This window comes from Streptomyces sp. NPDC096152 (genome assembly GCF_044763235.1).
In the GTDB taxonomy this organism is placed as follows: domain Bacteria; phylum Actinomycetota; class Actinomycetes; order Streptomycetales; family Streptomycetaceae; genus Streptomyces.
The window spans coordinates 705,510-732,263 of record NZ_JBIWFW010000004.1; the positions used below are offsets into that span (position 1 = coordinate 705,510).

The following is a 26,754-nucleotide window of genomic DNA, read 5'->3' on the forward strand; positions in this document are numbered from 1 at the left end:
GGGCGGTTCAGGAACCGTGCGGATCGCGTGGAAGACGTGTGACCGGAACCGTGCGTTCCGTCGGCCTTACCCGTCCAGGGTCAGCCGGGGCCTGGGGGCGTCCAGGCGGCCGGTCTGCGGCCGGCGGCTGCCCGCCCGGTAGGGGGCCGGCCAGAGGGCACCGGGTCCCTCGTAGCCCTGCTCGGCGGCGGCGTGCAGCGTCCAGTGCGGGTCGTAGAGGTGGGGGCGGGCCAGCGCGCACAGGTCCGTACGCCCCGCCAGGATCAGGGAGTTGACGTCGTCCCAGGAGGAGATCGCGCCGACCGCGATCACCGGGACGCCGGTCTCGTGCCGGATGCGGTCGGCGAACGGCGTCTGGTACGAGCGCCCGAACTCGGGCCGTTCGCCGGAGACGACCTGCCCGGTCGACACGTCGATCGCGTCGGCGCCGTGCGCGGCGAAGGCGCGGGCGATCGCGACGGCGTCGTCGGCCGTCGTCCCGCCCTCCGCCCAGTCGGTCGCGGAGATGCGCACGGTCATGGGCCGCTCCCCCGGCCACACCTCCCGGACGGCGTCGAAGACCTCCAGCGGGAAGCGCAGCCGCTTCTCCGGCGAGCCGCCGTAGGCGTCGGTGCGGTGGTTGGTCAGCGGGGAGAGGAAGCCGGAGAGCAGATAGCCGTGCGCGCAGTGCAGTTCGAGCAGGTCGAAGCCGGCACGGGCGGCCCGCCGGGCGGCGGCGGTGAACTGCTCACGGATGTCCGTGAGCTGGGCCCGGGACAGGGCGCGCGGGATCTGGCTCTTCGGCGTGTACGGCAGCGCCGAGGCGGCCACCAGCGGCCAGTTTCCGTCCTCCAGCGGCTCGTCCATGCCCTCCCACATCAGCCGGGTCGAGCCCTTGCGCCCGCTGTGGCCGAGCTGCACGCCGAGCGCGGTGCCCGGGGCCTGCCGGTGCACGAAGTCCGTGATCCGCCGCCAGGCCCCGGCCTGTTCGGCGGTCCACAGGCCGGCGCACCCCGGGGTGATCCGGCCCTCCGGGCTCACGCACACCATCTCGGTCATCACCAGCCCGGCGCCGCCGAGCGCCCGGGCGCCCAGGTGGACGAGGTGGAAGTCGCCGGGCACGCCGTCCACCGCCGAGTACATGTCCATCGGCGAGACGACGACCCGGTTGCGCAGGGTCAGTCCGCGCAGCCGGAAGGGGGTGAACATGGGGGGCGTGCCGGGCGGGCAGCCGAACTCGCGCTCCACGGACGTGGTGAAGCGGGCGTCGCGCAGCCGCAGGTTGTCGTGGGTGACCCGGCGGCTGCGGGTGAGCAGGTTGAAGGCGAACTGGCGGGACGGCTGGTCCAGGTACAGGGCGAGGTTCTCGAACCACTCCAGGCTGGCGCGGGCGGCCCGCTGGGTGGAGGCGACGACCGGCCTGCGCTCCTCCTCGTAGGCGGCCAGCGCCCGCTCCGGGGAGTCCTGCTCCTGGAGGCACGCGGCGAGGGCGAGGGCGTCCTCGACGGCGAGCTTGGTGCCGGAGCCGATGGAGAAGTGGGCGGTGTGGGCGGCGTCGCCGAGGAGGACCACGTTGCCGTGCGACCAGCGTTCGTTGACCACCGTGCGGAAGGTGGTCCAGGTGGAGTTGTTGGAGCGCAGCGGGCGTCCGCCGAGCGCGTCGGCGAAGATCTTGGCGCAGCGCTCGATCGACTCCCGCTCGTCGGTGTCCTCGAACCCGGCCGCCCGCCAGACCTCCTCGCGCATCTCGACGATGACCGTAGAGGAGTCGGCGGAATAGGGGTAGCCGTGGAGCTGCATCACGCCGTGCTCGGTCTCGGCGATCTCGAAGCGGAAGGCGTCGAAGGCGAAGTCGGCGGCCAGCCAGATGTACCGGCAGCGGTGAGCGGTCACCCGCGGGCGGAACGCGTGCGCGAGGGCCTCGCGGGTGGCGCTGTGCACGCCGTCGGCGGCGACCACCAGGTCGTACGCCTCCGCGAGCCGGGCCGGGTGCGGCGCCTCGGTGGAGAAGCGCAGTTCGACGCCGAGGGAGTGGCAGCGCTCGTGCAGGATCGCCAGCAGCCGCCGCCTGCCGAGCGCGGCGAAGCCGTGCCCGCCGGAGGTGTGCCGGGTCCCCCGGTGCACCACGTCGATGTCGTCCCAGCGGACGAACTCCTCGCGCAGTGCCTGGTACACGACCGGGTCGGCGTGCTCGATGCCGCCGAGCGTCTCGTCGGAGAGCACGACGCCGAAGCCGAAGGTGTCGTCGGGGGCGTTGCGCTCCCAGACGGTGACCTCGCGGGCCGGGTCGAGGCGCTTGAGCAGCGCCGCCGCGTACAGGCCCCCGGGACCGCCGCCGATGACCGCGACCCTCACCGCCGGGTCACCTCCCCCGCCACTTGGGCGGCCGCTTCTCGGTGAAGGCGGCGTGGAACTCGGCGTAGTCCTCGCCGTTCATCAGCAGCGCCTGGGTGGCGGCGTCCATCTCGACCGCGGCGGACAGCGGCATGTCCAGTTCGGCGGTGAGGAGGGCCTTGGTCTGGGCGAGGGCGAGGGCGGGGCCGTCGGCCAGGCGGCGGGCCAGCGCCTGTGCGGCCTCGTCGGCGCGGCCCTCCTCGGTCAGCTCGCTGATCAGGCCGATCCGCTCGGCCTCCGGGGCCCGCACCGGCTCGCCCAGCATGAGCAGCCGGGTGGCGTGGCCGAGTCCCACGACCCGGGGCAGCAGATAGGCCGCGCCCATGTCGCCGCCGGACAGGCCGACGCGGGTGAAGAGGAAGGAGAAGCGGGCCGAGGGGTCCGCGACGCGGAAGTCGGCGGCCAGTGCGAGCACGGCTCCCGCCCCGGCGGCGACCCCGTGGAGCGCCGCGACGACCGGGAAGGGGCACTCCCGCAGGGCGCGCACGACCTGCCCGGTCATCCGGTTGAAGTCGAGGAGGCCGGCCGTGTCCAGGGACAGGGTCGCGCCGATGATCTCGTCCACGTCGCCGCCGGAGCAGAAGCCGCGCCCCTCACCGGCCAGCACCAGGGCGCGGACGGTCCGCTCGCGGGACAGCTCGGAGAGCAGGTCGCGCAGGTCGGCGTAGGCGCCGAAGGTGAGCGCGTTGAGCTTCTCGGGGCGGGCGAGGGTGACCGTGGCGACGCCGTCGGTGATGTCGACGCGCAGATGGCGCCACGGGGAGGTGCGGCCGGCGGAGCCGGTGAAGGGACTCATGTCGTGCGGCCTCCTCGGGGGCGGGCTCGCTGAGCTCTCCCTCCGAAGTTATCACCTATCCGTGACTGTCGTCACGACTGCGCGATACAGCCGCCGTGATGCGGCCGGGACGGCCACTTCGTCACGGGACGTCGACAGCGCGGTAACGACCGGAGCCGTCGCGGGAGGGGGCCCCTTCACCCGGGTAAGCCGTCCGGTGCCGGGGTCGCGGACCCCGGACGGGGCCGCCCGGAGGCTTCGGCACCGGGCGCCGTACCATTCCTGAGGTTGAAAGCAGGACAGCCTGATGGTGATCACTGGGACGCCCTGCGCCACGAACGGACTCACGTTGCACGAACCCTCCTCCGCCTCCGCCTCCTGGCGCGTCGCGCTGCCGCACACGGTCGCCGCCGTGCCCGTGGCCCGCGCCCTGGTCCGTACGGCGCTGGCCGAGCTGGAACACCCGGCGGACCACGACACCGCGGAGCTGCTGACGGCGGAACTGGTGGCGAACGCGGTGGAGCACACCGCGGGCAGGGGCCCGATCGAGCTGGTGGTGGAGCTGCTGCCGAACGGCTGCCACGTCGAGGTGCACGACCCGGACCCGGCGCCGCCCGGCGGCCTCACCCGTCCCGGGCTGACGGCGCCGGACCCCTGGCAGGAGCACGGGCGCGGTCTGCTGCTGATCCGCGCCCTGAGCTCCGCCTGCGGACACCGCCCGACCTCCTCGGGCAAGGCGGTGTGGTTCAGACTGCCCGCGCCGCCGTCCCGGCTGCGTCCGGCGTGACCTCCGCCCCGTCCGTCGCACCGGCCGTCGCGTCGTCCGTGGCCTGGGCGGCGAGGCGGGAGTGCCGGCGGCCGTAGCCGACGTACACCAGCAGTCCGGCCGCGAGGAACGCGGCGAACTGGAGCCAGGTCGTCCAGCCGGTCTCGTACATCAGGTACAGGCAGAAGGCGACGCCGAGCAGCGGGACCACGGGGTAGAGCGGCACCCGGAAGCTGCGGGTCAGGCCGGGCTCGCGGCGGCGCAGGGCGATCACCGCGATGTTGACGACGGCCATGACGGCGAGCGTGCCGATGGTGCACAGGTTGACCACCGCGTCCAGGGAGGCGAAGGCCGCCGGGAGCGCGAAGACGAGCGCGACGATCAGGGTGCCGGCGACGGGCGTGGCGGTGCGCGGCGAGACCTTCTCGAAGACGCGCGGGACGAGCCCGTCCCGGGACATCGACATCAGGATGCGGGTCTGGCCGTACATCACGGCCAGCACCACGGAGGCGATGGCGACGACCGCGCCGAAGGCGATCACACCGCCGCCGACGCCGGAGCCGGTGACCACGTCGACGACGTAGGACAGCGCGGCGGGCCGGCCGCCGACCTGGTCGCCGCCGACGGCGCCGATCGCGGCGAGCGCGACGCCGCAGTACAGCAGGGTGACGATGCCCATGCAGACCATGATCGCCACGGGGACGTCCCGGCGCGGGTTCTTCGCCTCCTCGCCGGCCGTGGTGATCGCGTCGAAGCCGATGTACGAGAAGAAGGCGGCCGTGGTGCCCGCGCCGATGCCGCCGAGCCCGGCCGGGGAGAACGGGGTGAGGTTGCCGTCCTTGAAGGCGCTGTAGCCGACGGCACAGAACGCGGCGAGGATCGCGAGCTTCAGGACCGCCATCGCGGCCGTGGCGCGGGCGCTCTCGCGCACCCCGCGCACGAGCAGCACGGAGGCCATCGCGATCACGATCACGGCCGGGAGGTTCACGATCCCGCCGTCGCCCGGGCCCGCGGAGAGCGCGGCGGGCAGTTGCAGGCCGGTGAGGCCGTGCAGCAGTTCGTTGACGTACTGGCTCCAGCCGACGGCGACCGCCGAGATGGAGACGCCGTACTCCAGCAGCAGGCACCAGCCGACCAGGAAGGCGGTGCCCTCGCCGAGTCCGGCGTAGGCGAAGGAGTACGACGATCCGGAGACCGGGATCGCGCCGCCCAGCTCGGCGAAGGAGAACGCGGTGAACACGCAGGTGATCGCGGCGAGGACGAAGGAGACGACGACCGCCGGGCCGGCCTGGGCGACCGAGTCGGACAGGCCGACGAAGATGCCGGTGCCGACGATCGCGCCGACGCCGAAGCAGATCAGCTGGAACAGGCCCATCGTGCGCTGGAGGCCGTGGCCTTCCCGGTCGGCGCCGGATTCGGCCACCAGGAGCGCGGGGGACTTGATACGGGGAGCGGGCATGGAGGGTGGTGCTCGTTTCTGGTGGTGCGGGTGCGACGGGGTTGGCGCCGCACGGCGACCGCGGAAGGGGTGGCTCCGGGGTCGCCGGTCAGGATACGGGCTGGTACGGCAGGTCAGGCCAGGGTGGCGACGAGGACGGCCTTGATGGTGTGCAGCCGGTTCTCCGCCTCGTCGAAGACGACCGAGTGGGCCGACTCGAAGACCTCGTCGGTGACCTCCAGGGAGTCCAGGCCGTGGCGCTCGTGGATGTCCCGGCCGACCTTGGTGCCGAGGTCGTGGAAGGCGGGCAGGCAGTGCAGGAACTTCACGTCCGGGTTGCCGGTGGCGCGCAGCACGTCCATGGTCACGGCGTACGGCGCGAGGGCCCCGATGCGTTCGTCCCAGACCTCCTGCGGCTCGCCCATGGAGACCCAGACGTCGGTGGCGACGAAGTCCGCGCCCGCCACGCCCTCGGCGACGTCCTCGGTGAGCGTGACGCGGGCGCCACTGGAGACGGCCAGCTCACGGGCGCGGTCGACGACCTCCGGGGCGGGCCAGTACGACTTCGGGGCCGCGATGCGCACGTCCATGCCGAGCAGGGCGCCGGTGACCAGGTAGGAGTTGCCCATGTTGAAGCGGGCGTCGCCGAGGTAGGCGAGGGTGGTCTCCCGCAGCGGCTTGGCGCTGTGCTCGGTCATGGTGAGCACGTCGGCGAGCATCTGGGTGGGGTGCCAGTCGTCGGTCAGCCCGTTGTAGACGGGCACCCCGGCGTGCGCGGCCAGCTCCTCGACGGCGGCCTGGCTGTCGCCCCGGTACTCGATCGCGTCGAACATCCGGCCGAGGACCCGGGCGGTGTCCTTCACCGACTCCTTGTGCCCGAGCTGCGATCCCGACGGGTCGAGGTACGTCGTCGATGCGCCCTGGTCGGCGGCGGCGACCTCGAACGCGCAGCGGGTGCGCGTCGAGGTCTTCGCGAAGATCAGCGCGATGTTCCTGCCGCGCAGGTACGCGGTCTCGGTCCCGGCCTTCTTGGCGGCCTTCAGTTCCGCGGCCAGCTCGACGAGACCGCGGAACTCGTCCTCGGTGAAGTCGAGCTCCTTGAGGAAGTGGCGGCCGGCGAGGGCGGTCGGGACAGTCGCCATGAGGGGCGCTCCAACGGTTCAGGAACAGGGACGATGGAATTCTATACGACGCTCAGAATTTATATACGTCCGCCCCCACCGGCCGCCCGGTCTCCCGCCGGCCACTTCGCCCCCGCCGGCCGCCTCGCCCCCGCCGGCCCCCTAGGCTCCCACGGCGTCGCGCTGCACCGGACAGCTCATGCAGCGCGGGCCGCCCCGCCCCCGGCCCAGCTCGCTGCCCGGGATCTCGATCACCTCGATGCCCTGCTTGCGCAGATGCGTGTTGGTGGTGGAGTTGCGCTCGTAGGCGACGACGACGCCGGGCTCGACGGCGAGGACGTTGCAGCCGTCGTCCCACTGCTCGCGCTCGGCCGCGTGCACGTCCTGGGTCGCGGTGAGGACCCGGATCTCGCTCAGGCCGAGCGCGGCCGCGATCGCCCGGTGCATGTGCTCCGGCGGATGGTCGGTGACCTTCAGCTCCTTGTCCTCGGAGCCCGGCTCGATGGTGTACGAGCGCAGCATGCCGAGGCCGGCGTACTTGGTGAAGGTGTCGCCGTCGACCATGGTCATGACGGTGTCGAGGTGCATGAAGGCCCGCCGCTTGGGCATGTCGAGCGCGACGATCGTGCGGGCCGAGCCGGCCGCGAACAGCTTGTGCGCGAGCATCTCGACGGCCTGCGGCGTGGTCCGCTCGCTCATCCCTATGAGCACCGCGCCGTTGCCGATCACGAGCACGTCCCCGCCCTCGATGGTGGAGGGGTAGTCGGCCTGCCCCTCGGACCAGACGTGGAACGTCTCGTCACGGAAGAGGGGGTGGTGCCGGTAGATCGCCTCGAAGTGCACGGTCTCGCGCTGCCGGGCGGGCCAGCGCATCGCGTTGATGGAGACCCCGTCGTAGATCCAGGCGGAGGTGTCGCGGGTGAAGAGGTGGTTGGGCAGCGGGCCCAGCAGGAAGTCGTCGAGCTCCATGGCGTGGAAGCGCACGGAGGTCGGCTCCATGTGGGCCTGCAGGAATTCCCGCTTGGTCATGCCGCCGACGAGGGCCTCGGCCAGTTCCGGCGCGGGCAGCGTCTCGAAGGCGGCCCGGAGGTGGTCGGTGGCGAGCGGGCCGTACTCCTTCTCGTCGAAGACGCGGTCCAGGACCAGGGACCGGGCGGCCGGGATCGCCAGCGCCTCGGTCAGCAGGTCGCCGAAGAGGTGCACGGCGACCCCGCGGTCGCGCAGCACGTCGGCGAACCCGTCGTGCTCGGTGCGCGCGCGGCGCACCCAGAGCACGTCGTCGAAGAGAAGGGCGTCCTTGTTGCTGGGGGTGAGCCTTTTGAGCTCGAGATCCGGCCGGTGCAGGATGACGCGGCGCAGCCGCCCGGCCTCGGAGTCGACATGGAGTGCCATGCCTCCATCCTGACCACCGGGACCCGGGTTCACCCCCCGCTCGCCCGTATCCGCACCGGCCAGTTTTCGTCCCCTTGACGACAAGTCCGGCTTCCATTTATCGTCATTACGACGAAAATCAGGGAGGGGGCCACATGGCCGACATCACCCGGCGCCTGGGCCTGCGCCACCTGCGCGGCGCGCCCACGGCGCACATCCGGCACCACCAGGCGGGCCGCCTGGTCCACGACGGCCCCGGGCTCAGCTTCTGGTTCCGTCCGCTGGCCGCGGCCCTCTCCGAGGTGCCGGTCGACGACCGCGAGCTGGCGATGACCTTCCACGCCCGCACCGCCGACTTCCAGGACGTGACGGTGCAGGCGACGGTCACCTACCGCGTCGGCGACCCGGCCGTCGCCGCCGCCCGCCTCGACTTCTCCGTCGACCCGGACACCGGCATCTGGCGCGGTGCGCCCCTGGAGCAGCTGGGCACGCTGCTCACCGAGACCGCCCAGGAGCACGCCCTGGCCGTCCTGGCCCGTACGCCGCTGTCGGCCGCGCTGACCGACGGGGTGACCGCGGTGCGCGACCGGGTCGCGGCGGGGCTGGCCGCGGAGCCCCGGCTGCCCGCCACCGGCATCGAGGTGGTCGCCGTCCGGGTCGTGGCGCTGCGCCCGGAACCCGAGGTCGAGCGCGCCCTGCGCACCCCCGCCCGGGAGCAGATCCAGCAGGAGGCCGACCGGGCGACGTACGAACGGCGGGCGGTGGCCGTGGAGCGGGAGCGGGCGATCGCCGAGAACGAACTCGCGAGCAGGATCGAACTGGCCCGGCGCGAGGAGCGGCTGGTCGAGCAGCGGGGCACGAACGCCCGCCGCGAGGCAGAGGAGCAGGCGGCGGCGGACGCGGTCCGGGCCGGCGCGGAGGCGGCCCGGACGGTACGGCTGGCCGAGGCCGAGGCGGTCCGCACCGGACGGCTCGCCGAGGCGGAGGCCGCGCGCACCGAGCGGCTGGCCGAGGCGGAGGCGGCGCGGGCGGTCCGCATGGCCCGCGCCGAGGCCGAAGGGGCGCGCGCGGTCGGCGAGGCGCGCGCCGAGGCACAGGCCGCCTGGCTGCGGGTGCACGGGGAGGCCGGGGTGGACGGCGTGACGACCCTGCACGCGCTCACCGGCACCCGGCTGGCCGAGAACCTGCCGCGCATCGACAGCGTCACCGTGTCGCCGGACGTGCTGACCGGGCTGCTCGCCCGCCTCGGCGCCGGGGAGCGGGGGTGAGCCTGGCCCCCCGGGCGGTGATCGTCCACCGCACCACGGAGTACGAGGAGCTGGTGGCCCACCACGGCACGCACGGCCAGGCCGCCTTCTTCCTCTCCTCCCGGGGGCGGTCCGTCGAGGAGGTCGCCGCACGGCACCGCCGCACGCACAGGGCCCTGGCGGAGGTGGCCGCCGGCATCCCGCTCACCTGGCGGCAGACCCGGGTGGAGCGGGCCGACCTGGACCGCTTCCTGTTCGCCCCTCAGGACGTGGTCGTCGTGGTCGGGCAGGACGGGCTGGTGGCGAACGCCGCCAAGTACCTGGCGGGGCAGCCGGTCCTCGGCGTGGACACGGACCCCGGCCGCAATCCCGGCGTGCTGGTACGGCACCGGCCCGGGGACGTGGCGGCCCTGCTGCCGGCCGCGCTCGCCGGGGGCGCGGACGTCGAGGAGCTCACCATGGTCGAGGCCGTCGCCGACGACACCCAGCGGCTGGTGGCCCTGAACGAGATCTACCTGGGCGCGGCCGGCCACCAGACCGCCCGCTACCGCCTGGGCCTCGACGGCGACGGGGGTGTCGCCGAGGCCCAGGCCTCCTCGGGGGTGCTGGTGGGCACGGGCACCGGGGCGACCGGCTGGCTGCGGTCGGTGTGGCAGGAGCGGGGCGGGCGGCTGCCCCTCCCCACGCCCACCGAGGAGCGGCTGCTGTGGTTCGTCCGCGAGGCCTGGCCCTCCCCCGCCACCGGCACCTCGCTGGTGGCGGGGGACCTTCCGGGCCCGCGGCGGCTGAGCCTCACCGTCGAGTCGGAGCGCCTCGTCGTCTTCGGCGACGGGATGGAGGCCGACTCCCTGGAACTGACGTGGGGCCAGTCGGTGCGGGTGGGCGTGTGCGGCCGGCGGCTGCGGCTGATGGGCTGACGGCCCGGCCGTCCCAGCCTCCGGCACACCGGCCGTCACAGCCTCGGGTCCACCGGCTCCGACTCCAGGGCCAGCACCCCGAAGACGGCCTCGTGCACCCGCCACAGCGGCTCGCCGTCGGCCAGCCGGTCCAGCGCCTCCAGGCCGAGGGCGTACTCGCGGATCGCCAGCGAGCGTTTGTGGTTCAGGAACCTCCGGCGCAGCCGGGCGAGGTTGTCCGGGCGGGTGTACTCGGGACCGTAGACGATCCGCAGGTACTCCCGTCCGCGGCACTTGACGCCGGGCTGGACCAGGCGGCCCTCCGGGCCGCGCACCAGCGCGCCGGCCGGCTTGACGACCATGCCCTCGCCGCCGCGGCCGGCGCGCGTCGTGGCCTGTCCGGGCTCACACATGCGTGCGAACGCGCCCGGGCCCAACGTACAGAGAACGCTTCCGGGGCACGCTTGATTTTCCTCGCGTCCCGCTCACGCCCCGCTCAGGGCGGCCGCCGGGGCGAGTGCCGGGCGGGTGTGCAGCCGGTGCAGGTAGGCGTGCGCGGTGGGGAGGGTCTCCAGCAGGATCGCCTGCTGGCGCTTGATCCGCGCGAAGTGTGCGTCGGCGGTGCGGCGGGCGTCCGGGCGGTGCGGCAGGGCGGTCGGCGGGCGGCCGCCGAGCGGGTCTAGCGCCGTCAGCAGGGCCCGCAGCGGCACCTCGCCCGGGCCGGGTGCCAGGCCCGCGCGGTGGCCCTCCAGGCACTCCGCCAGGGCGTCGGACAGCGGCAGGGTGCGCTGCGCCCGCCAGAAGGGCGTGTCGGCGCGCGGGGCGGCGCGGTACAAGAGCTGCGCCCGGTCGCAGGCCGCCGCGGTGTCCGCGGCGGCGTCCCGGTTGAAGCGCGCCGCCGGGGCCCCGCGGTCCCGCCGGGACGGGAAGTCCCGGATCAGGCGGTCGAGTTGGCGCAGGACGTCGGTGAACTCCTCGTCGGCGAGCGGGTCCGCGGACCGGGCCGCCGCGCCGAGCGCCACGCAGTTCCCCACCCAGGGGCGGCGGGCGGCCCCGGTCCGGTGGGCGAGGACCCGCACCTCGGCCTCGCCGGGGCGCCGTCCACACAGCGCGAGCAGGGTGCGCGCCGCCTCCTCCTCGCCCGTCCAGGTGCTCGCGCAGACGAGCCCGGCACCGTAGCGGTCGGGCAGCGGCCTACGCCAGCACCAGCCGTAGGGCAGGGCGGTGGCCGTGCCGTACGGCTCCACGCCGTCCACGGCGGCGTCGTACGGCACGGTGACGGTGACCGTCCGGTCGGTGAGCAGGCGGCCTCCCGGACCGGTGAACGGCTCGCCCAGCAGCCCCGCCAGGAGCAGGCTGTCGGGGCCCGTGCAGTCCAGGAAGAGGTCCCCGGCGAGCCGGTTGCCGTCGGCGGTGCGCAGCGCGGTGATCACGCCGTCGCCGTCCCGGTCGCAGGAACGCGGTTCGCCCCGCACCGCCCGCACCCCGAAGCGCTGGAGGGCCGTTCTGCGCAGGAATTGGGCGAGCATTCCGGCATCGGCGTGCCAGCCGTAGGGGACGGCGGCCCTTCCGTCCAGCCAGCGCGGTGATTTACGGGCGTCCAAGAGAGGCGGTTCACGAAAACACGCGTAGTCGTAGGGCTCGACGGTTTCTCCCCGGCAGCGGCGCAGCCGCCAGAATTCGGAGATCGGGAACTCCTCGCATTCCGGAAGGGCCGCGAAAGGGCGGAGAAAGTGGTCGGGGCCGTGACCCGCGGTGGTCCGGGGAGCCGTCCGCGCGGGGCCCGGGGTGCGCCAGTTGACGTGTCGCGCCCCGAGGGTGAAGGACGCCGAGCAGGCCCGCATCCAGGTCTCCTCCCGGATGCCGAGCCGGTCGAAGAGGTCCCGCTGCGTCCGCGGCGCCAGGGCCACCACCTGGCCGTTCTCCACGGCGGCCGGGCGGGATGGACTCTCCAGCACCGTGAGGCCGGCCGTCCGCCCGAACGCGGCGGCCAGCCGGGCGGCGGCGGCCCATCCGGCGAGGGTGCCCCCGACGATCACGACTTCTTCGATACGGCTGTCCATGGGGACATCGTCGGCACGGCCCTGTATTCGGGCGGTACCGCGTCTTGCGGCGATCTGTATCGGTGCGTACGGACGGGCCGAAGAACGCGTACAGAAGTGCGACCGAACCTGTCGGTGCGGGGCCTGAAGAGGACCCGGAGCGAACAGGAGGAGCACATGTTCGACGAGAAGATTCCCCCCTCCCGGGTCCGGCACCCCCTGGCCATTCTGACCGAGATCGAGAATGCCGCCGCGGTGGACCAGGAACTGCTGCTGCGGGACGCGGGGACGCCGTGGGCGGGGCTCCTGGCCGCCTATGTGGACACGCTCAACGAACTGGCCCTGGGCGCGGCCGAGGACACCGACTACATCGCCACGTTCGGGCTGGACGAGGGCCACGCGGGCGGCTGCGGCTGAGGGGCGCGCGGCTGCGGGCGGGCGCGGGCGGCGCGGCCCGCCGGTGAACGACGCGGGCGGCACGGCCCGCCGGTGAACGACGCGGGCGGCACGGCCCGCCGGTGAACGACGCGGGCGGCACGGCCCGCCGGTGGACCACGCGGGACGTGCGGAGGTCAGGGGGTGCGGAAGGCCCGGTGGCCGGCCGGCTGGAGGGGCGGGCCGGGCAGCCACCGGGACGAGTGGGGTGCCGTCAGCGGGCGGAGTCGAGCAGCGGCGCCGCGGCGCCGGGGTGGCGGTCGTGCCACCGCTTCGCGTACAGCCGTACGAGCGGCATGAGCCGGTAGCGGGGCGCTCCGACACCAGGGGCGCCGGGCGTGCCGAACGCGCCCTGGTGCGGTTCCTCGGGCGGGCGCCACGCCTCCAGGAGCCGGGCGTCGGCGAGCTGGTCGAGGAGGTCCTCGGCGTCGTCCGGGCTCCGGTCGAGCAGGGCGGCCGCGTCCAGCGCGGTCGGGTGGGGCAGCCCGGCGGCCGCGAGCGCGCCGAGCGCCGTCGCGGCGGGCGGGGGCAGCGTGTGCAGCGCGCGGTGGAGCCCGGTGGAGACGTCCAGGCGGCCGATGCGCAGTTCCTCGAGGCGGCGCTCCTCGGCGGCGAGCCGGCCGGCGAGCCGGGCGACGGGCCAGTGCGGGCGGGCGGCGAGCCTGGCTCCGGCCACGCGCAGCGCGAGCGGCAGCCGGTCGCAGAACTCGGCTACGCGCAGGGCCGCCCGGGGTTCGGCGGCGAGCCGTTCGGCGCCCGCCACCGACGCGAGCAGCGTGGCCGCCTCGGCCGGGGTCATCGGACCCAGGCGCACCAGCCTGACCGCGTCGAGCGAGGCGAGGGCGGGGTGTGCGCCGGTGACGACGGCGCGGGCGGCGCCGCCGGGCAGCAGCGGGCGTATCTGGGCGTCGTCGGCGGCGTGGTCGAGGACTACGAGGACCCGGCGGCCGGCGGCGAGCGTGCGGAACAGCCGGGCCCGCTCGTCGACTCCGTCGGGCAGACGGTCCTCGTCGGTGCCGAGGGCGCGCAGGAACCGGCCGAGCACCTCCTCGGTGGTGCGGCGGCCGCCGTCGGGGGTGCGCAGGTCGGCGTACAGCCGGCCCTCGGGGAAGTCCTCCCGGCACGCCTCGGCGACACGCAGGGCGAGCGCGGACGTGCCGGTGCCGGGGGCGCCGGTGACGACGACGTCGTGCCGGGCCCGCAGCGCGGCGAGCACCTCACCGACCGCCGCCGAACGTCCCGTGAAGTCCCGTGGTGCGGGCGGTACTTGGGCGTGCGCGGGCCCCTCACAGGCGACGGCCCGCGCGCCGCGCACCGGCACGACCGGGCCGACGGCCTCGACCGGGCCGGCAGCCTCGACCGGGGCGCAGGCGGTCGGGGATGTCGCGGCCGTCGGGGCCGTCGCGGACACCGGGGTGAGGGGAGCCGGAGGCCGGGGGGCCGGGAGGTTGCCGGTGAGGATGTGGTGGTGGAGGGCGCGCAGTTCGGGGTTGGGGTCGATGCCCAGGTCGTCGGCGAGGAGGCGGCGGCCGTCGTCGTACACGGCGAGCGCGTCGGCCTGGCGTCCGCAGCGGTACAGGGCGGTCATCAGCTGGCCGCGCAGCCGTTCGCGCAGCGGGTGGCGGTCGACGTGCCCGGTGAGGGCGGGGACCAGGTCGCCGTATCGGCCGAGGGCGAGTGCCGCCTCGGTGTGGAGCTCGAGCGCGGCGAGCCGCGACTCCTCCAGGTGCGGCCCCGCGTCCGCGGCGAGCTGCTCGGTGACGTCGTCGAGGGCCGGGCCGTGCCAGAGTGCGAGGGCTTCGGCGAGCCTGCGCTCGGCGTCCGCGTGGCGTGCCGCGCGCAGATCGGCGCGGCCCGCCTCCACGAGGCCGCGGAAGACGTCCCAGTCGAGGACGGCGGCGCCGAGGTCCATCCGGTAGCCGGTGCCGTGCCGGGTCAGGCCGTGTCCGGGTCCGAGCCGGGTGCGCAGCCGTGACACGTAGGTGTACAGCCGGCGGGTGCCGCCGGCGGGCGGGTCCCAGCCCCACAGCAGGGTGGTCAGCCGTGCGTCCGAGACCACCTGGCCGTGGGCGAGCAGCAGGGCCGCGAGCGTGGCGCGCTGCTTCGCGCCGTCCAGGGCCACGGGGCGCCCGTCGCGCTCGGCCGCGACCGGACCGAGAATCCTGAACTCCATGCGGGCCTCCGCGGGTGCGCGGGCCCGCTGCGGTCCCGGGCCGTGTGCCGCGAAAGCTAGTGACCTGCGGTTTTTCGGGGCCATCGGTTCGATTTCGGGGCCGCGAAAGAGATTTGAAAGCGCCGGAACAGGACGGGTCCGTAGCGTTCCGCACAGTTCAGCGGTTCGGCGGTACCCGGATTCGGCAGTGCACCGGTTCGGAAGTACGGCGTTCCGGCAAGACGGTGGAACAGCGTTGCACCGTTCAGGAGTTCAGGAGGCCGGCATGAAGCGTGTTCATCTCTCCGCCAGGGCGACCGGGGCGGCCACGGAGCAGGCGACCGTGACGACCACGACGGCGGCGAGCGTGACGGCGGCGGCCTCCCAGGCGGGCCGGCTGGCGGCCGGGGCCCTACTGCTCCTCGCGGCGGTGGGGACGGCCGGTGCGCACCAGGCCCTCGGTCCGTTCGCCCGCACCGCCGGGGCCCAGGTCACCTCCGACGACCCGTGGACGTCGGCGCGGGCCGCCGCGCGCGCCGACGATCCCTGGACGTCCGCGTCCGCCGGGATGCTGCGGGACGACCCGTGGACGTGACCCGGAGCCGGACGTGAGGGGCACCCCCGTCAGGGGCGGGCCAGTGCGAACAGCTCAGCCGAGTGCCCCGGTCCGTCCTGCCCGAGCATCCGCAGCAGCCGTTCCACCCGCTCCCGCCACAGCCGTACGCCGACCTCGGCGAAGAGGCCGTCCGCCTGGGTGAGGCTCGCGGCGGCGCCCGCCCGGTCGGAACGGACCGAGCGCACGCAGCCGAGCACGACCGCCGCCCGTGCCTGGAGATACCGGTCCGGGACCTGTTCGGCGGCCTGGAGCGCGCCGCGCAGCACCGTCTCGGCCTCCTCCAGCTTCTCCTGGCGCCACAGTGCCTCCCCCAGGGAGCGCAGCACATGGGCCTCGCCCCGGCGGTCGCTGCTGTCGAGCACCAGCTCCAGCGCGCGCCGGCAGGCCGCCTCCGCCCGCTCGCCGTCGCCCTGGTGGATCAGCGCGTCGGCGAGCCGTACCGTGCTCTGGGCCTCGCCGCGCACGGTGCCCAGGCCCCGGCTCTTCGCCACGGCCTGCGAGGACAGCCGCAGACTCGCCTGCGCGTCCCCGCGCTCCAGTTCGATCTGCGCGAGCATGCCCAGCGCATGCGCCTCGGCGTAGTGGTCGCCGACCTCGCGGAAGACGTCCAGCGCCTCCCGGACGAGCCGCCCGGCCCGGCCCAGGTCGCCCTGGTTGCGGGCGCACAGCGCCAGGTTGCGCAGCACCAGGGCGCGGCCCTGGGGGCGGTCCAGCTCCTCGAACAGGCGCAGGGCCGGCAACAGCCGGGCGTGGGCGCTGTCGAACTCCCACCGGATGATCTCCAGGGTGCCCAGCGACTGCAGCACCGCCGCCTCGCCGAGCCGGTCGCCGGTGCGGCGGGCCGCCTCCAGCGCGGCCCCGGCGCAGTCGCCCCAGTCCTCCAGGTAGTTGCGGTTCTGGAAGAGGGTGACCGCGGTGACCGCCAGGTCCCAGGCGTGGGCGGACTCGTCCTCGCGGGCGAGCTGGTCGACGAGGGCGGTGAGCGGCAGCCGCTCGGTCTCGAACCACCCCATGGGGTCCTCCAGCAGACTGTCCACGAGATGCGCGGGCAGCTCCCGCAGCGGCGCCGGGCCGTGTACGACGGTGTAGTCGCCGCCGTACATCCTGCGGTGGGCCTCGCGGGCGAGGGCGAGCCACGCGCCGCCGGCCCGGCGCACCGCGGCGCGCCGTTCCTCCTCGGTGTCCTCGGCGAGCGCGCACTCGCGGGCGAACAGCCGCAGCAGGCCCTGGAAGCGGTAGCGGACGTGCCCGGCGCCGACGCTGACCGGTTCGAGCAGCTGGGCGTCGACGAGCTGCTCGATGAGGTCCTCGGCGTCGACGGGGCCGAGGTCGAGCAGCGCGGCGCCCGCCCAGGCGGAGAACTCGGGAACACTGAGCACGCCGAGCAGCCGGAACATCCGTGCGGTGTCGGCGGGCAGCCCGCGGTAGCTGAGCCGCAGACCGGCGCGCACGCCGCGGGAGTCGATGCTGAGTTCGTCGAGCCTGCGGTGCTGGTCCTCCAGGCGGGACACCAGGGTCCGTACCGACCAGTGCGGTTTGGCGGCGAGCCGGGCGGCCGCGATCCTGAGGGCCAGCGGCAGCCGGTCGCACAGCTCGCTCAGCCGGGCCGCGCCGACCGGGTCGGCGCCGAACCGTTCGTCCCCGGCGACCCGGGAGAGCAGCGTGATCGACTCGTCCTGTTCGAGGGAGCCGAGCTGGAGCGGGACGTACGCGTAGTCCCCGGCGAGGGCGCCGCCCATGCTGTCCCGGCTGGTGACGAGGACGCAGCAGCCGGAGGTGGCGGGCAGCAGCGGGCGTATCTGCTGGAAGGAGCGGGCGTTGTCGAGGACGATCAGCACCCGGCGGCCGTCCAGGACGCTGCGGAACAGGGCGGTGCGCTCGACCTGGTCGGCGGGGATCTGCGGGCCGGGCACGCCGAGGGCGCGCAGGAAGCGGTCCAGTACGGCGCCGGGCCGGCGCGGGGCCTCCTCCTCGTCGTAGCCGCGCAGGTCGGCGAAGAGCCGGCCGTCGGGGAAGCGGGCGACGACCTGGTGGGCCCAGTGGACGGCCAGCGCGGTCTTGCCGACGCCGCCGGTGCCGGTGACGCAGCCCACGGGCAGGGCGGTGCCGTCGAGGTGGTCCAGCAGCCGGTCCAGGGCGGCGAGTTCGTCGCGGCGCCCGGTGAACGAGGCCGGGGCGGGCGGGAGATGGGCGGGGACGGGGGTGGGCGGTGCCGGGGTGACCTGTTCGGTGGGCGGCATCAGCCGCGGGGAGTCGGCGAGGATCTCCTCGTGCAGTTCCTGGAGGGCGGGGCCGGGATCGATGCCGAGTTCCCCGGCGAGCAGGCGCTGCCCGTCCCGGTAGGTCTCCAGGGCCTCGGCGCGCCGGCCGCAGCGGTACTGGGCGAGCATCAGCTGTCCGATGGCCTGTTCGCGCAGCGGGTTCGCACGGACGAACCCGGTGAGTTCGGCGACGAGTTCGCCGTGCAGGCCGAGCTCCAGACGGATCGCGGTGAGCTGTTCGTACACGTCGAGGCGGAGTTCGGTCAGGCGCTGGGCCTCGGCCTCCACGCGCGCGGCGGTGACGCCCTCCAGGGCGGGTCCGCGCCACATGGCGAGGGCCTCGCCCAGGTGGGCGCGGGCCTCCTCGAGGTCGCCGCGGCGGGCGGCGACCCGGCCCTCGGCGGCTCGCTCCTCGAACTCGACGGCGTCGATGCGGTGTTCGCCGGGGAAGAGCATGTAGCCGGGATGGCTGGTGACGAGGACGCCGTCGACGCCGAACGCGGTCTTGAGGGTCTTGCGCAGGCCGGAGACGCAGATGGCGATCTGGTTGCGGGCGGTGGCGGGCGGGTCGCCGTGCCAGACGGCGTCCGCGAGGGTGTCGACCGAGACCACCCGGCCGGGGGCCAGCAGCAGCATCGACATGAGGGTGCGCTGACGGCCGCCCTGGAGGGCGACGGGCCGCCCCTCGGCACTGATGTCCAGCGGCCCCAGGATCCGGAACACCACCTGAAGCACCGCTGCCTCCCGACTCCGGCCGCAGCCGTACCGTACCGAACGGCCCGAATTGGCCGCTTTCCGACTGATTAGCAAGACACGCGACCGGGCGACAACGAGTACGGCAGCAAGCTGCCAGCCGGTACGCCCCTGGGCCGCGCGCCCTCAGGCGCGGGCCTGCCAGGACGCGGGCGGGGGTGTGCCGGGGCGGTGCCAGCGGGCGGGGGCCGGGGCGGGGCCGGCGCCGTCGGGGGCGGCCGTCATGAGCGCGGTGACGAGCGCGGCGACGACGGCCACCTCTTCGGGGGTGGGGCTGCCGCCGATGACCCGGAACAGGGCCGGGGCGAGCGGCCCTCGGAGGGCGGGCGCCGCGGGGGTGCCGGACATGCGGGTCTCCTCACATCGGGGGGTTGCCGTGCTTGCGCGCGGGCAGCTCGGCGTGCTTGGCGCGGAGCATCGAGAGCGCCGCGATCAGGGCCGGCCGGGTGTCGGCGGGGTCGATGACGTCGTCGACGAGGCCGCGTTCGGCGGCGTAGTACGGGTGCATCAGCTCGGCCTTGTACTCCTTGACCAGCTGTTCCCGCATCGCCTCCGGGTCGTCGGCGGCCTGGATGCGGCGCCGGAAGACCACGCCCGCGGCTCCCTCGGCGCCCATGACGGCGATCTCGTTGGCGGGCCAGGCCAGGGAGAGGTCGGCGCCGATGGAACGGGAGTCCATGACGATGTAGGCGCCGCCGTAGGCCTTGCGCAGGATCACCTGGATCCGCGGCACGGTGGCGTTGCAGTAGGCGTACAGGAGCTTGGCGCCGTGCCGGATGATGCCGCCGTGCTCCTGGTCCACGCCGGGCAGGAAGCCGGGCACGTCGACGAGGGTGACCAGGGGGACGGAGAAGGCGTCGCAGAGCTGCACGAAGCGGGCGGCCTTCTCGGCGGAGTGGATGTCGAGCACTCCGGCCAGGGAGCGGGGCTGGCTCGCGACGATGCCGACGACCTGGCCGCCGAGCCGGGCGAACGTGGTGATGACGCTGGTGGCCCAGCGTTCGTGTACCTCCATGTGCTCGCCGTCGTCGACGAGTTCGGCGATGACCTCGCCCATGTCGTAGGGGCGGCTGCCGTCGAGGGGCACCAGGTCGCGCAGCCGCTCGCAGCGCCGTTCGGCGGGGTCGGAGGAGGGTACGGCGGGAGGTGCCTCGCGGTTGTTCTGCGGGAGGAGGGAGAGGAGGTAGCGCACCTCGGCGATGCACGTCTCCTCGTCGTCGTAGGCGAAGTGGCACACCCCGCTCGTCTCGGCGTGCACGTCCGCGCCGCCCAGACCGTTCTGCGTGATCTCCTCGCCGGTGACCGCCTTGACCACGTCCGGACCGGTGATGAACATCTGCGAGGTCTCACGGACCATGAACACGAAGTCCGTCAGCGCCGGACTGTAGGCCGCACCACCCGCGCACGGGCCCAGCATCACCGAGATCTGCGGGATCACCCCGGAGGCCCTCGTGTTGCGCTGGAAGATGCCGCCGTACCCGGCGAGCGCGCTCACACCCTCCTGGATCCGGGCACCCGCACCGTCGTTCAGCGACACCAGCGGCGCACCCGCCGCGATCGCCATGTCCATGATCTTGTGGATCTTCGTGGCGTGGGCCTCGCCCAGCGCACCGCCGAAGACCCGGAAGTCGTGCGCGTACACGAAGACCGTACGGCCCTCCACCGTGCCCCAGCCGGTGACCACACCGTCCGTGTACGGCTTCTTCGCCTCAAGACCGAAACCGGTCGCCCGGTGCCGGCGCAACTGCTCGACCTCCTGGAAGGACCCCGGGTCCAGGAGCAGATCGATCCGCTCCCGAGCGGTCAGCTTCCCCTTGGCGTGCTGCGCCGCGGTCCCCGCGGGAGGCCCGTCGAGGGCCTCCTGCCGGATCCGGCCGAGTTCGGCGATCCGCTCGTGCATGGTCATGGCCGACTCCCTTGTCGGTTCAGCTGGTTCGGAGGGCGACGTAGTCGCAGAGCGCGAGCAGGGCACGCCGGGCGGCGGCCGGGCGCAGCGCGCCGAGGGCGGTCCGGGCCCGGTGCAGGCGGCGCCGGAGCACCGTCTCGGTCTCGGCGAGCGCGGGCGAACGGGCGAAGAGTTCCAGGGCGCGCGGGGCGCCGGCCGCCGGGACGGGGCCGGCCCGCAGGAGGGCACGCAGTTCGGCGTCGGCCGGGTCGTCGCCGTCCAGGGCGAGCAGCACGGGCAGGGTGGGGACGCCGGCCAGCAGGTCGGTGCCACGCTCCTTGCCGCTCACGTCGGCCGGGGAGCGCAGGTCCAGCAGGTCGTCGGCGATCTGGAAGGCGAGGCCGAGGTGTTCGCCGTACTCGGTCAGCGCCTCCACGCAGTCGGCGGGCGCGCCGGCCTGGAGGGCGCCGATGCCCAGGGACATCGACAGCAGGGCGGCCGTCTTGCCCGCCGTCACCTGGAAGTAGTGGGTGACGGGGTCCTCGCCGGGGGCGGGTCCGGTGAGTTCGCGCAGTTGCCCGGCGACCAGCCGGCCCGCGGTGCGGGCGTTGAGCGCCACGGCGTCGGGGCCCAGCTCGGCGGCCAGCCGGGCGGCGCGGGCGAGCAGCCAGTCACCGCCGAACACCGCGGCCCGTTCGCCGAAGCGGGCGTGGACGCTGGGGACGCCGTGCCGGGTGGGGGCGCCGTCCATGACGTCGTCGTGGTGGAGCGAGGCGATGTGCACCAGTTCGGCGACGACGGCCGCCTCGACGATCCCGTCCCGCCAGGGTTCGCCGAACTCGGCGCCGAGCAGCACCAGCAGCGGGCGCAGCCGCTTGCCGCCCGCGGCGGCGAGGTGCCCGGTGATCGCGGCGACACGTGGGTCGGCGGCGTCGGACGCGGTGGCCGAAAGGTATTTCTCGACGCGTCCCAGGGATTCCCGCAGCCGGTTGTCGAGCTCGGGTTCACCGAGGGCCAGCCGGTCGAGCAATCCCGTTTCCCGGGGGCCCGGGGAGAATTGCGTCCCGGCCCGGTGAATTCGCCGCACGGCCATCGGAAACCCCTCTGAGACACGGTGGAGCATTGCCGGCTTCGGACATCGGACGACAACTGTCCGTGGCCGGAACACAGTTCTCAACTGGGCTGACATGAAGGTGCCAGCCCGCGCCGGACCCGCCTCGGCAACGCCCGCTGTCAGCTTCCTGCCACATTCCCGGCCACCTCGCGGGACGGGCGGGCCGCACACCGGGGGCCGCGGATATGTTCCGAGCGGAAACTCCGAGGAAAGGTAAAGGAATTGCGCATCCGAAAGGCTCTCGCCACCACCACCGCCACCGCACGCGTCGCCGCACTGCTCACCGCGCTCGCCGCCGTTTCCCTGTCCCTCGCGGCCGTTCCGGCGTCCGCCGCGCCCCACGGCGGCGTCGGTGGCGCCGAGCGGACCGGCCGGTCCTGCGGCGCGCTGCGGCTGACCGGCTCGCTGCCCGCGCCGCCCGCGGGGATGGCCGTACAGCAGGAGGTCTCGATCGGCGCGGACTGCGCGCCGCGGCTCGGCGCGGTGCGTCTGGTGCCGCTCGACCGCTCCGCGGCGGCCGCGAGGGCACGGACGGCGACCGGGCCCGCGAACGCGACCGTGGACGGTGCCGGGGACGCGAGGAAGGCGGCCGGAGCCGGGACGGCCGGCGCGGGGACGGCGGCCCTGAGCGGCCCGCACCGGATCGCCGGCTGGAACGAGATGTACGACTGCTGCAACATCCGTATGACCGGTCTCTACACGACGTCGGAGTGGACCACCGAGGGCGGCCGTGTGGTGAGCGCGGCCACCGACGCCACCCAGCGGTGGAACCGGGAGCCCTGGGACGCGGGCTGGTCGCTGAAGTCGGCCGGGCGTGACACCGACTGCGCCGCCGACTGCCCGGTCTCCCGTACCGAGGCGCACGCGGACTTCACCTACCGGGGCGTCTTCGACGTGACCGGCCTCCGGTACGCCAACACCCACCAGTCGTCCGTGGACCTGGGCGCCGACGGCCGCGCCACCTGCCGCTTCGACGTCGAACTGCGTCACAGCTTCATCGGCTGGAACTGGCGCCGCGGCTGCGCCTGACCGAAAGCCGAAAGGCTCCCGGTGGGCGCGCCCGCGCGCATGGCAGCAACCTGCCACGGATCCGGATCGGGACGCCCGCGCTTCCTACACTCGCCGAAACCCCCCACCCCGACGCACCGGTCGGCGACCCGGCAGGGCGACCGGCTGCCCCCGTGCCGACTCCCTCCGGGTCCGCACGCCGCCGCCCTCCCCTGCCCGAAGTCCCCGAAGTCCCCGGAACGCCCGGGATTTCCACGTTCACGAAGGAGTCTCATGTTCGGACGGATCGGACGGGCAGCCGTCCTCCGGCCCTGGGTGACCATCTCGGCCTGGATCGTCGCGGCGGTGGCGCTGGCCGTTCTCGCCCCCCAGCTGCAGTCCACCAGCGACCAGACCGACTTCCTGCCCTCCCACTACGAGTCGGTGCAGGCCGCCAAGGTGCAGGAACGGGCCTTCCCCCAGCACGAGCAGCCGGCGGCCGTCGCGGTGTTCCAGCGGGCCGACGGGCAGAAGCTGACCGCCGCGGACCGGACCGAGGTCGCCGAGATCACCTCCCGCCTCCAGGGGCTGGGCATCGACCGCATCAAGCGGGTCGAGACCAGCCCGCAGGCGGTCTCCCCCAACGGGAGGATCGCGCTCGCCAGTGTGGTCGCCACCGTCAAGGACCCCTACGACCCCGGTCTGATGAAGTCGGTCGGGAAGCTGCGCGAGCAGGCCCGGCCGATGCTCCAGGGCACCGGTCTGAAGCTCGGCGTCACCGGTCAGGCGGCCAGCGCGCTGGACTCCAAGGAGGCGTCCGGCGACACCGACTCCATGATCATGTCGGCCACGCTGGTCCTCATCGTCGTCCTGCTGCTGCTCATCTTCCGCAGCCCGCTCATCGCGGTGCTCCCGGTACTGATCATCGGCCTGGCCTTCATGGTCGCCACCGGGCTGATCTCCACGGCGGCGGAGATCGGCGGCCTCAAGGCCGACAGTTCCATCTCCGCCATCCTGATCGTGGTCCTGTTCGGCGTCGGCACCGACTACATCCTCTTCCTGCTCTTCCGCCACCGTGAGCAGCTGCGCTCCGGGCAGGCCCCCAAACAGGCCATGATCACCGCGGTCTCGCTGGTCGGCGAGACCATAGCCTCCGCGGCCGGCGCGGTCATCGTCGCCTTCCTGGCGCTGCTGCTGTCCACCATGGGCATGCTCCGCACGATGGGCCCCTCGCTCGCGATCTCGGTGGCGGTCGCCCTGCTCGCCGGTCTCACCCTGGTGCCCGCCGTCTTCTCGCTGCTCGGCACCAAGGCGTACTGGCCGTCCAAGTCCTGGCGCACACAGCCGAAGAACGCCGTCGCGGGCCGGGTCGGCCGGCTCGCCGCGCGCCGCCCCGGCGCCGTCGCGGCCGTCACCGGCGGGCTGCTGGCGGTGCTGGCCGGCGGAGTGCTCGGCTTCCACGCGGAGTTCGACACCACCAGCTCGCTGCCGCAGCACCTGGAGTCCGTGCAGGCCATGCGGGACATGCAGCGCGGGTTCCCGGCGGGCGAGACCGATCCGACCACCGTCTACCTGGAGAGGTCCGGCGGCCCCGCCCTGACCGAGGGTCAGCTGGACGCCTACGGCGCCGCGCTGGGCAAGGTCGACGGGGTGGGCCAGGTCTCCCCCGCGGTGCTCGCCGGCGACGGGCGGGTCGCCCGGTACAGCGTCGTCCTGGACCACAAGCCCACCGGGGAGAAGGCCATCGGCGTGGTCGCCGGGCCGCTCAGGGACACCGCCCACCGGGCCGCGCCCGAGGGCACGAGGGCGCTGGTCGGCGGCACCACGGCGGTGCTCGGGGACATCGAGAACGCGGTGAACCACGACTACAAGGTGGTCTTCCCGGCCGCCGGCGTCGCCATCATGCTCATCCTCGGTCTGCTGCTGCGCAGCGTGGTCGCGCCGCTGTACCTGATGGTCTCCGTCGCGCTCGGCTTCGGCGCCACGCTCGGCGCCACCGTCTGGCTGTTCCAGAACAGCCAGGGCAAGGACGGGCTGCTGTTCACGCTGCCGGTCATCGTCTACCTCTTCGTGGTGGCGATCGGCACGGACTACAACATCCTGATGGTGGCCCGGCTGCGCGAGGAGATCGAGCAGGGCCGCCCTCCCCGGGAGGCCGCCGCCCGGGCCGTCGCCCGGTGCGTGCCCACCATCGGCGCCGCGTCGGTGATCCTGGCCGGCACCTTCGGCGTCCTGATGCTGGCGGAGAACTCCATGCTCCAGCAGATGGGCTTCGCGGTGGCCTTCGGCATCCTGCTGTCCGCCTTCGTCATGGCGATGCTGCTGGTGCCCGCCCTGACCACCCTGCTCGGCCGGCGCGCCTGGTGGCCCGGGCTGCGCCCGGCCGCCGCCACGGAGCCGGTCCCCGTCCGGGACGACGACCGAACGCTCGTGTGACCGATGTGACCTGTGCGAGAGGAGGGCGCCGTCCGGTCCCCGCCACCCCCGAGTCCTGTCGTCGAACCGTGTGACGAGGGGCCCGGCGGCGGGGGCCGGACGGCGCGTGTTCCATGGAGCTCACCCTTTTCCTGTTCATCGCCGCCCTCACCCTCGTCCTCACCGTGGCGCTCCTCTCCATCGGCGCCCGGCGCCTGCTCGGCCTCAGGATCGGCAAGGTGCGGGCCGCCCTCACCGGTCTGGTGGCCATGGGGGCCAGCGGCCTGATCGGCGCGGCGATGGGCGACGCCCGCCGTACCCCCCTGGTCTCGGTGCAGATCGGGCTGACCGTGCTGGTCGCGGTGGGCTTCCTCGCCCTCTCCGAGGCGGTGGTGCCCTCCGGTTCGCTGTCCGGGATGGTCCGCTGGCCGCAGGCGGTGCGCCGCCGGGTGGCCCGCACCCGCCGGTACGGCCAGCTGAGCCGGATCGCGATGCGGCACGGGCTGGGCAGCGCGCTGCGCGGCCGGGGCCGCGGCGGTCCCGAGGCGGCGGTGGCGCGCGGCCGGCTGGCGGTCCGGCTGCGCCTGGCCCTGGAGGAGGCCGGCGCCACCTTCGTCAAGCTGGGCCAGGTCCTGTCCACCCGGTACGACCTGCTGCCGGGCGAGTTCGTAACGGAACTCACCAAGCTCCAGCACCAGGTGGCGGCGGAGCCCTGGGACCAGGTGCGGCAGGTGCTCGCCGACGAGCTGGGCCGGGAGGTGGACGCCTGCTTCGCCGCGTTCGACCCGGTGCCGCTGGCGGCGGGGTCCATCGCCCAGGTGCACCGGGCGCGGCTCGCCACCGGCGAGGAGGTGGTGGTCAAGGTGCAGCGGCCCGGCGCCCGTGACGTGGTGGACCGGGACCTGGACATCCTGTTCCGGATGAGCCGCAAGGTGGAGGAGCACACCGCGTGGGGGCGGGACATGGGGGCCGTGGAGCTCGCGGAGGGCTTCGCGGCCTCGCTCAACGAGGAGCTGGACTTCCGGATCGAGGCCCGCAACATGGCCACGATCCGCGCCGCGGGCAACCGTCCCGGGACGGTCTCCACGGTCCGGATGCCGCTGTTGCACGAGGAGTTGTGCAGCAGGCGGGTGCTGGTGCTGGAATGGCTGACCGGCACCCCGCTGAACGCCGCGGGCACCGTCATCGACGAACGCGGCCTGGACCGGACCGAGTTGGCCCGGCAGCTCCTGGAGTGCGTGCTCGAACAGATCATGATCGGCGGGGTGTTCCACGCGGACCCGCACCCCGGCAACATCATGCTGCTCGACGACGGCGAGCTCGGCCTGCTCGACTTCGGCTCGGTGGGCCGGATCGACCGGGTGCTGCGGGCCGCGCTCGGCAATCTGCTGCTCGCCATCCACCGCAGCGACCCGGTGGCGCTCTCCGACGCGCTCCTCGAACTGGTGGACCGGCGCGAGGACGTCGACGAGGTGCGCCTGGAGCGGGCGCTGGGCCGGTTCATGGCCCGCCATCTCACCCCGGGCGTGCGGCCCGACCGGGAGATGTTCGCCGATCTGTTCCTGCTGGTGGCCCGGCACGGGCTGACGGTGCCTCCGGAGATCGCCGCGACCTTCCGCGCCCTGGCGACCCTGGAGGGGGCCATGGAGCAGCTGGTGCCGGGCTTCGACATCGTCGCCGAGGCGCGCGCCTTCGCCGCGGACCAGCTGGAGCGCAAGCTCAACCCGCGGTCGGTGGGCCGGGTGCTCGCGGAGGAGGCGCTCGCGCTGGCGCCGATGCTGCGCCGGCTGCCGCGCCGGATCGAGCGGATCACCAACTCGCTGGAGCACGGGCGGCTGGGCGTCCAGGTCCGGCTGCTCGCGGACGAACGGGACCGCCGCTTCGTACGATCGCTCGTGCACGACGTGCTGCTGGCGTTCCTCGGCGGGATCACCGCGCTGGTCGGCGTGCTGCTGCTCGGCACCCGCAACGGCCCGCGGCTCGGGCCCTCGCTCACGCTGTACCAACTGCTCGGCTACAACGTGCTGGTGGTCAGCTCGGTGCTGGTGATCCGGGTGGTGTTCACCGTCTTCCGGGCCCAGCGACGGCTCCCGGGACGCTGAGCCGC

General features: G+C 74.1%; 19 protein-coding genes and 1 pseudogene. 8 read left to right on the plus strand and 12 right to left on the minus strand.

Annotation, left to right across the window (positions count from 1 at the left end; translation table 11 throughout):
• Positions 1 to 66 precede the first annotated feature (66 nt).
• Positions 67 to 2,334 (minus strand): bifunctional salicylyl-CoA 5-hydroxylase/oxidoreductase, encoded by a 2,268-nt coding sequence (locus ACIQ9G_RS17620; protein ID WP_403609943.1) that lies wholly within the window; start codon positions 2,332 to 2,334, stop codon positions 67 to 69.
• 7 nt (positions 2,335 to 2,341) lie between these two features.
• A complete protein-coding gene (locus ACIQ9G_RS17625) occupies positions 2,342 to 3,169 on the minus strand; it encodes an enoyl-CoA hydratase family protein (RefSeq protein WP_403609945.1) in 828 nt (275 codons plus the stop codon).
• A gap of 286 nt (positions 3,170 to 3,455) precedes the next feature.
• Between ACIQ9G_RS17625 and ACIQ9G_RS17630 the strand changes: the two genes are divergently transcribed.
• Positions 3,456 to 3,935, plus strand: a complete 480-nt coding sequence (locus tag ACIQ9G_RS17630; protein ID WP_403609948.1) for an ATP-binding protein — start codon at positions 3,456 to 3,458, stop codon at positions 3,933 to 3,935.
• Here the strand turns inward: ACIQ9G_RS17630 and ACIQ9G_RS17635 are convergent.
• The 3 genes from ACIQ9G_RS17635 to ACIQ9G_RS17645 form a co-directional block, all read right to left on the minus strand.
• Positions 3,895 to 5,373: an amino acid permease gene (locus ACIQ9G_RS17635; protein WP_403609950.1), complete on the minus strand. Its 1,479-nt coding sequence runs from the start codon at positions 5,371 to 5,373 to the stop codon at positions 3,895 to 3,897. The genes ACIQ9G_RS17630 and ACIQ9G_RS17635 overlap by 41 nt on opposite strands.
• A 113-nt stretch (positions 5,374 to 5,486) precedes the next feature.
• The gene (gene argF / locus ACIQ9G_RS17640) at positions 5,487 to 6,494 is read right to left on the minus strand and encodes an ornithine carbamoyltransferase (RefSeq protein ID WP_403609952.1); all 1,008 of its coding nucleotides are present in this window, start codon (positions 6,492 to 6,494) and stop codon (positions 5,487 to 5,489) included.
• A 141-nt stretch (positions 6,495 to 6,635) separates the two neighbouring features.
• Positions 6,636 to 7,865 (minus strand): arginine deiminase, encoded by a 1,230-nt coding sequence (locus ACIQ9G_RS17645; RefSeq protein WP_403609955.1) that lies wholly within the window; start codon positions 7,863 to 7,865, stop codon positions 6,636 to 6,638.
• 134 nt (positions 7,866 to 7,999) lie between these two features.
• Here ACIQ9G_RS17645 and ACIQ9G_RS17650 point away from each other — a divergent pair, with 134 nt between their 5' ends.
• Both ACIQ9G_RS17650 and ACIQ9G_RS17655 read left to right on the plus strand, forming a co-directional pair.
• On the plus strand, positions 8,000 to 9,112 hold the full coding sequence (locus ACIQ9G_RS17650) for an SPFH domain-containing protein (RefSeq protein ID WP_403609957.1): 1,113 nt from the start codon (positions 8,000 to 8,002) through the stop codon (positions 9,110 to 9,112).
• Positions 9,109 to 10,008, plus strand: a complete 900-nt coding sequence (locus ACIQ9G_RS17655) for a hypothetical protein (protein ID WP_403609960.1) — start codon at positions 9,109 to 9,111, stop codon at positions 10,006 to 10,008. Before ACIQ9G_RS17650 ends, ACIQ9G_RS17655 begins: the two co-directional genes overlap by 4 nt.
• Positions 10,009 to 10,043: 35 nt before the next feature.
• Here ACIQ9G_RS17655 and ACIQ9G_RS17660 read toward each other — a convergent pair.
• Positions 10,044 to 10,367: pseudogene (locus ACIQ9G_RS17660) on the minus strand (polynucleotide kinase-phosphatase); the annotation flags it as partial.
• A 105-nt stretch (positions 10,368 to 10,472) separates the two neighbouring features.
• Positions 10,473 to 12,050 carry a tryptophan 7-halogenase gene (locus ACIQ9G_RS17665; protein ID WP_403609962.1) on the minus strand — a complete coding sequence of 526 codons (1,578 nt, stop codon included), beginning with the start codon at positions 12,048 to 12,050 and terminating at the stop codon, positions 10,473 to 10,475.
• A gap of 156 nt (positions 12,051 to 12,206) precedes the next feature.
• Here ACIQ9G_RS17665 and ACIQ9G_RS17670 point away from each other — a divergent pair, with 156 nt between their 5' ends.
• The gene (locus tag ACIQ9G_RS17670; RefSeq protein WP_403609964.1) at positions 12,207 to 12,446 is read left to right on the plus strand and encodes a DUF6269 family protein; all 240 of its coding nucleotides are present in this window, start codon (positions 12,207 to 12,209) and stop codon (positions 12,444 to 12,446) included.
• A gap of 232 nt (positions 12,447 to 12,678) precedes the next feature.
• Here ACIQ9G_RS17670 and ACIQ9G_RS17675 read toward each other — a convergent pair whose 3' ends face one another.
• Positions 12,679 to 14,637 (minus strand): BTAD domain-containing putative transcriptional regulator, encoded by a 1,959-nt coding sequence (locus tag ACIQ9G_RS17675; RefSeq protein ID WP_403609967.1) that lies wholly within the window; start codon positions 14,635 to 14,637, stop codon positions 12,679 to 12,681.
• A gap of 265 nt (positions 14,638 to 14,902) precedes the next feature.
• Here ACIQ9G_RS17675 and ACIQ9G_RS17680 point away from each other — a divergent pair, with 265 nt between their 5' ends.
• A complete protein-coding gene (locus ACIQ9G_RS17680; protein ID WP_403609969.1) occupies positions 14,903 to 15,211 on the plus strand; it encodes a hypothetical protein in 309 nt (102 codons plus the stop codon).
• 29 nt (positions 15,212 to 15,240) lie between these two features.
• Here the strand turns inward: ACIQ9G_RS17680 and ACIQ9G_RS17685 are convergent, their stop codons facing one another.
• From ACIQ9G_RS17685 to ACIQ9G_RS17700, 4 genes are all read right to left on the minus strand, one after another.
• Entirely contained in the window at positions 15,241 to 18,228 is a 2,988-nt protein-coding gene (locus ACIQ9G_RS17685; RefSeq protein WP_403609972.1) for a BTAD domain-containing putative transcriptional regulator, read from the minus strand.
• 144 nt (positions 18,229 to 18,372) lie between these two features.
• A complete protein-coding gene (locus ACIQ9G_RS17690) occupies positions 18,373 to 18,594 on the minus strand; it encodes an acyl-CoA carboxylase epsilon subunit (protein WP_403609974.1) in 222 nt (73 codons plus the stop codon).
• 10 nt (positions 18,595 to 18,604) lie between these two features.
• Entirely contained in the window at positions 18,605 to 20,146 is a 1,542-nt protein-coding gene (locus tag ACIQ9G_RS17695; RefSeq protein ID WP_403610087.1) for an acyl-CoA carboxylase subunit beta, read from the minus strand.
• A gap of 25 nt (positions 20,147 to 20,171) precedes the next feature.
• Positions 20,172 to 21,161 (minus strand): polyprenyl synthetase family protein, encoded by a 990-nt coding sequence (locus ACIQ9G_RS17700; protein ID WP_403609976.1) that lies wholly within the window; start codon positions 21,159 to 21,161, stop codon positions 20,172 to 20,174.
• Between the two features lie 306 nt (positions 21,162 to 21,467).
• On the opposite strand from ACIQ9G_RS17700, the gene ACIQ9G_RS17705 reads away from it, so the two are divergent.
• The 3 genes from ACIQ9G_RS17705 (at position 21,468) to ACIQ9G_RS17715 (ending at position 26,749) form a co-directional block, all read left to right on the plus strand.
• Positions 21,468 to 22,274 (plus strand): hypothetical protein, encoded by an 807-nt coding sequence (locus ACIQ9G_RS17705; RefSeq protein WP_403609978.1) that lies wholly within the window; start codon positions 21,468 to 21,470, stop codon positions 22,272 to 22,274.
• Positions 22,275 to 22,526: 252 nt separating this feature from the next.
• The gene (locus tag ACIQ9G_RS17710) at positions 22,527 to 24,668 is read left to right on the plus strand and encodes an MMPL family transporter (RefSeq protein ID WP_403609980.1); all 2,142 of its coding nucleotides are present in this window, start codon (positions 22,527 to 22,529) and stop codon (positions 24,666 to 24,668) included.
• Positions 24,669 to 24,781: 113 nt separating this feature from the next.
• The gene (locus tag ACIQ9G_RS17715) at positions 24,782 to 26,749 is read left to right on the plus strand and encodes an ABC1 kinase family protein (protein WP_403609983.1); all 1,968 of its coding nucleotides are present in this window, start codon (positions 24,782 to 24,784) and stop codon (positions 26,747 to 26,749) included.
• Positions 26,750 to 26,754 lie beyond the last annotated feature (5 nt).

Coding starts and splice junctions, on each gene's coding strand:
- ACIQ9G_RS17625 (WP_403609945.1), bottom strand. CDS start 3,169: ATGAGTCCCTTCACCGGCTCCGCCGGCCGCACCTCCCCGTGGCGCCAT.
- ACIQ9G_RS17630 (WP_403609948.1), top strand. CDS start 3,456: ATGGTGATCACTGGGACGCCCTGCGCCACGAACGGACTCACGTTGCAC.
- ACIQ9G_RS17635 (WP_403609950.1), bottom strand. CDS start 5,373: ATGCCCGCTCCCCGTATCAAGTCCCCCGCGCTCCTGGTGGCCGAATCC.
- argF (WP_403609952.1), bottom strand. CDS start 6,494: ATGGCGACTGTCCCGACCGCCCTCGCCGGCCGCCACTTCCTCAAGGAG.
- ACIQ9G_RS17645 (WP_403609955.1), bottom strand. CDS start 7,865: ATGGCACTCCATGTCGACTCCGAGGCCGGGCGGCTGCGCCGCGTCATC.
- ACIQ9G_RS17650 (WP_403609957.1), top strand. CDS start 8,000: ATGGCCGACATCACCCGGCGCCTGGGCCTGCGCCACCTGCGCGGCGCG.
- ACIQ9G_RS17665 (WP_403609962.1), bottom strand. CDS start 12,050: ATGGACAGCCGTATCGAAGAAGTCGTGATCGTCGGGGGCACCCTCGCC.
- ACIQ9G_RS17670 (WP_403609964.1), top strand. CDS start 12,207: ATGTTCGACGAGAAGATTCCCCCCTCCCGGGTCCGGCACCCCCTGGCC.
- ACIQ9G_RS17675 (WP_403609967.1), bottom strand. CDS start 14,637: ATGGAGTTCAGGATTCTCGGTCCGGTCGCGGCCGAGCGCGACGGGCGC.
- ACIQ9G_RS17680 (WP_403609969.1), top strand. CDS start 14,903: ATGAAGCGTGTTCATCTCTCCGCCAGGGCGACCGGGGCGGCCACGGAG.
- ACIQ9G_RS17690 (WP_403609974.1), bottom strand. CDS start 18,594: ATGTCCGGCACCCCCGCGGCGCCCGCCCTCCGAGGGCCGCTCGCCCCG.
- ACIQ9G_RS17695 (WP_403610087.1), bottom strand. CDS start 20,146: ATGCACGAGCGGATCGCCGAACTCGGCCGGATCCGGCAGGAGGCCCTC.
- ACIQ9G_RS17710 (WP_403609980.1), top strand. CDS start 22,527: ATGTTCGGACGGATCGGACGGGCAGCCGTCCTCCGGCCCTGGGTGACC.
- ACIQ9G_RS17715 (WP_403609983.1), top strand. CDS start 24,782: ATGGAGCTCACCCTTTTCCTGTTCATCGCCGCCCTCACCCTCGTCCTC.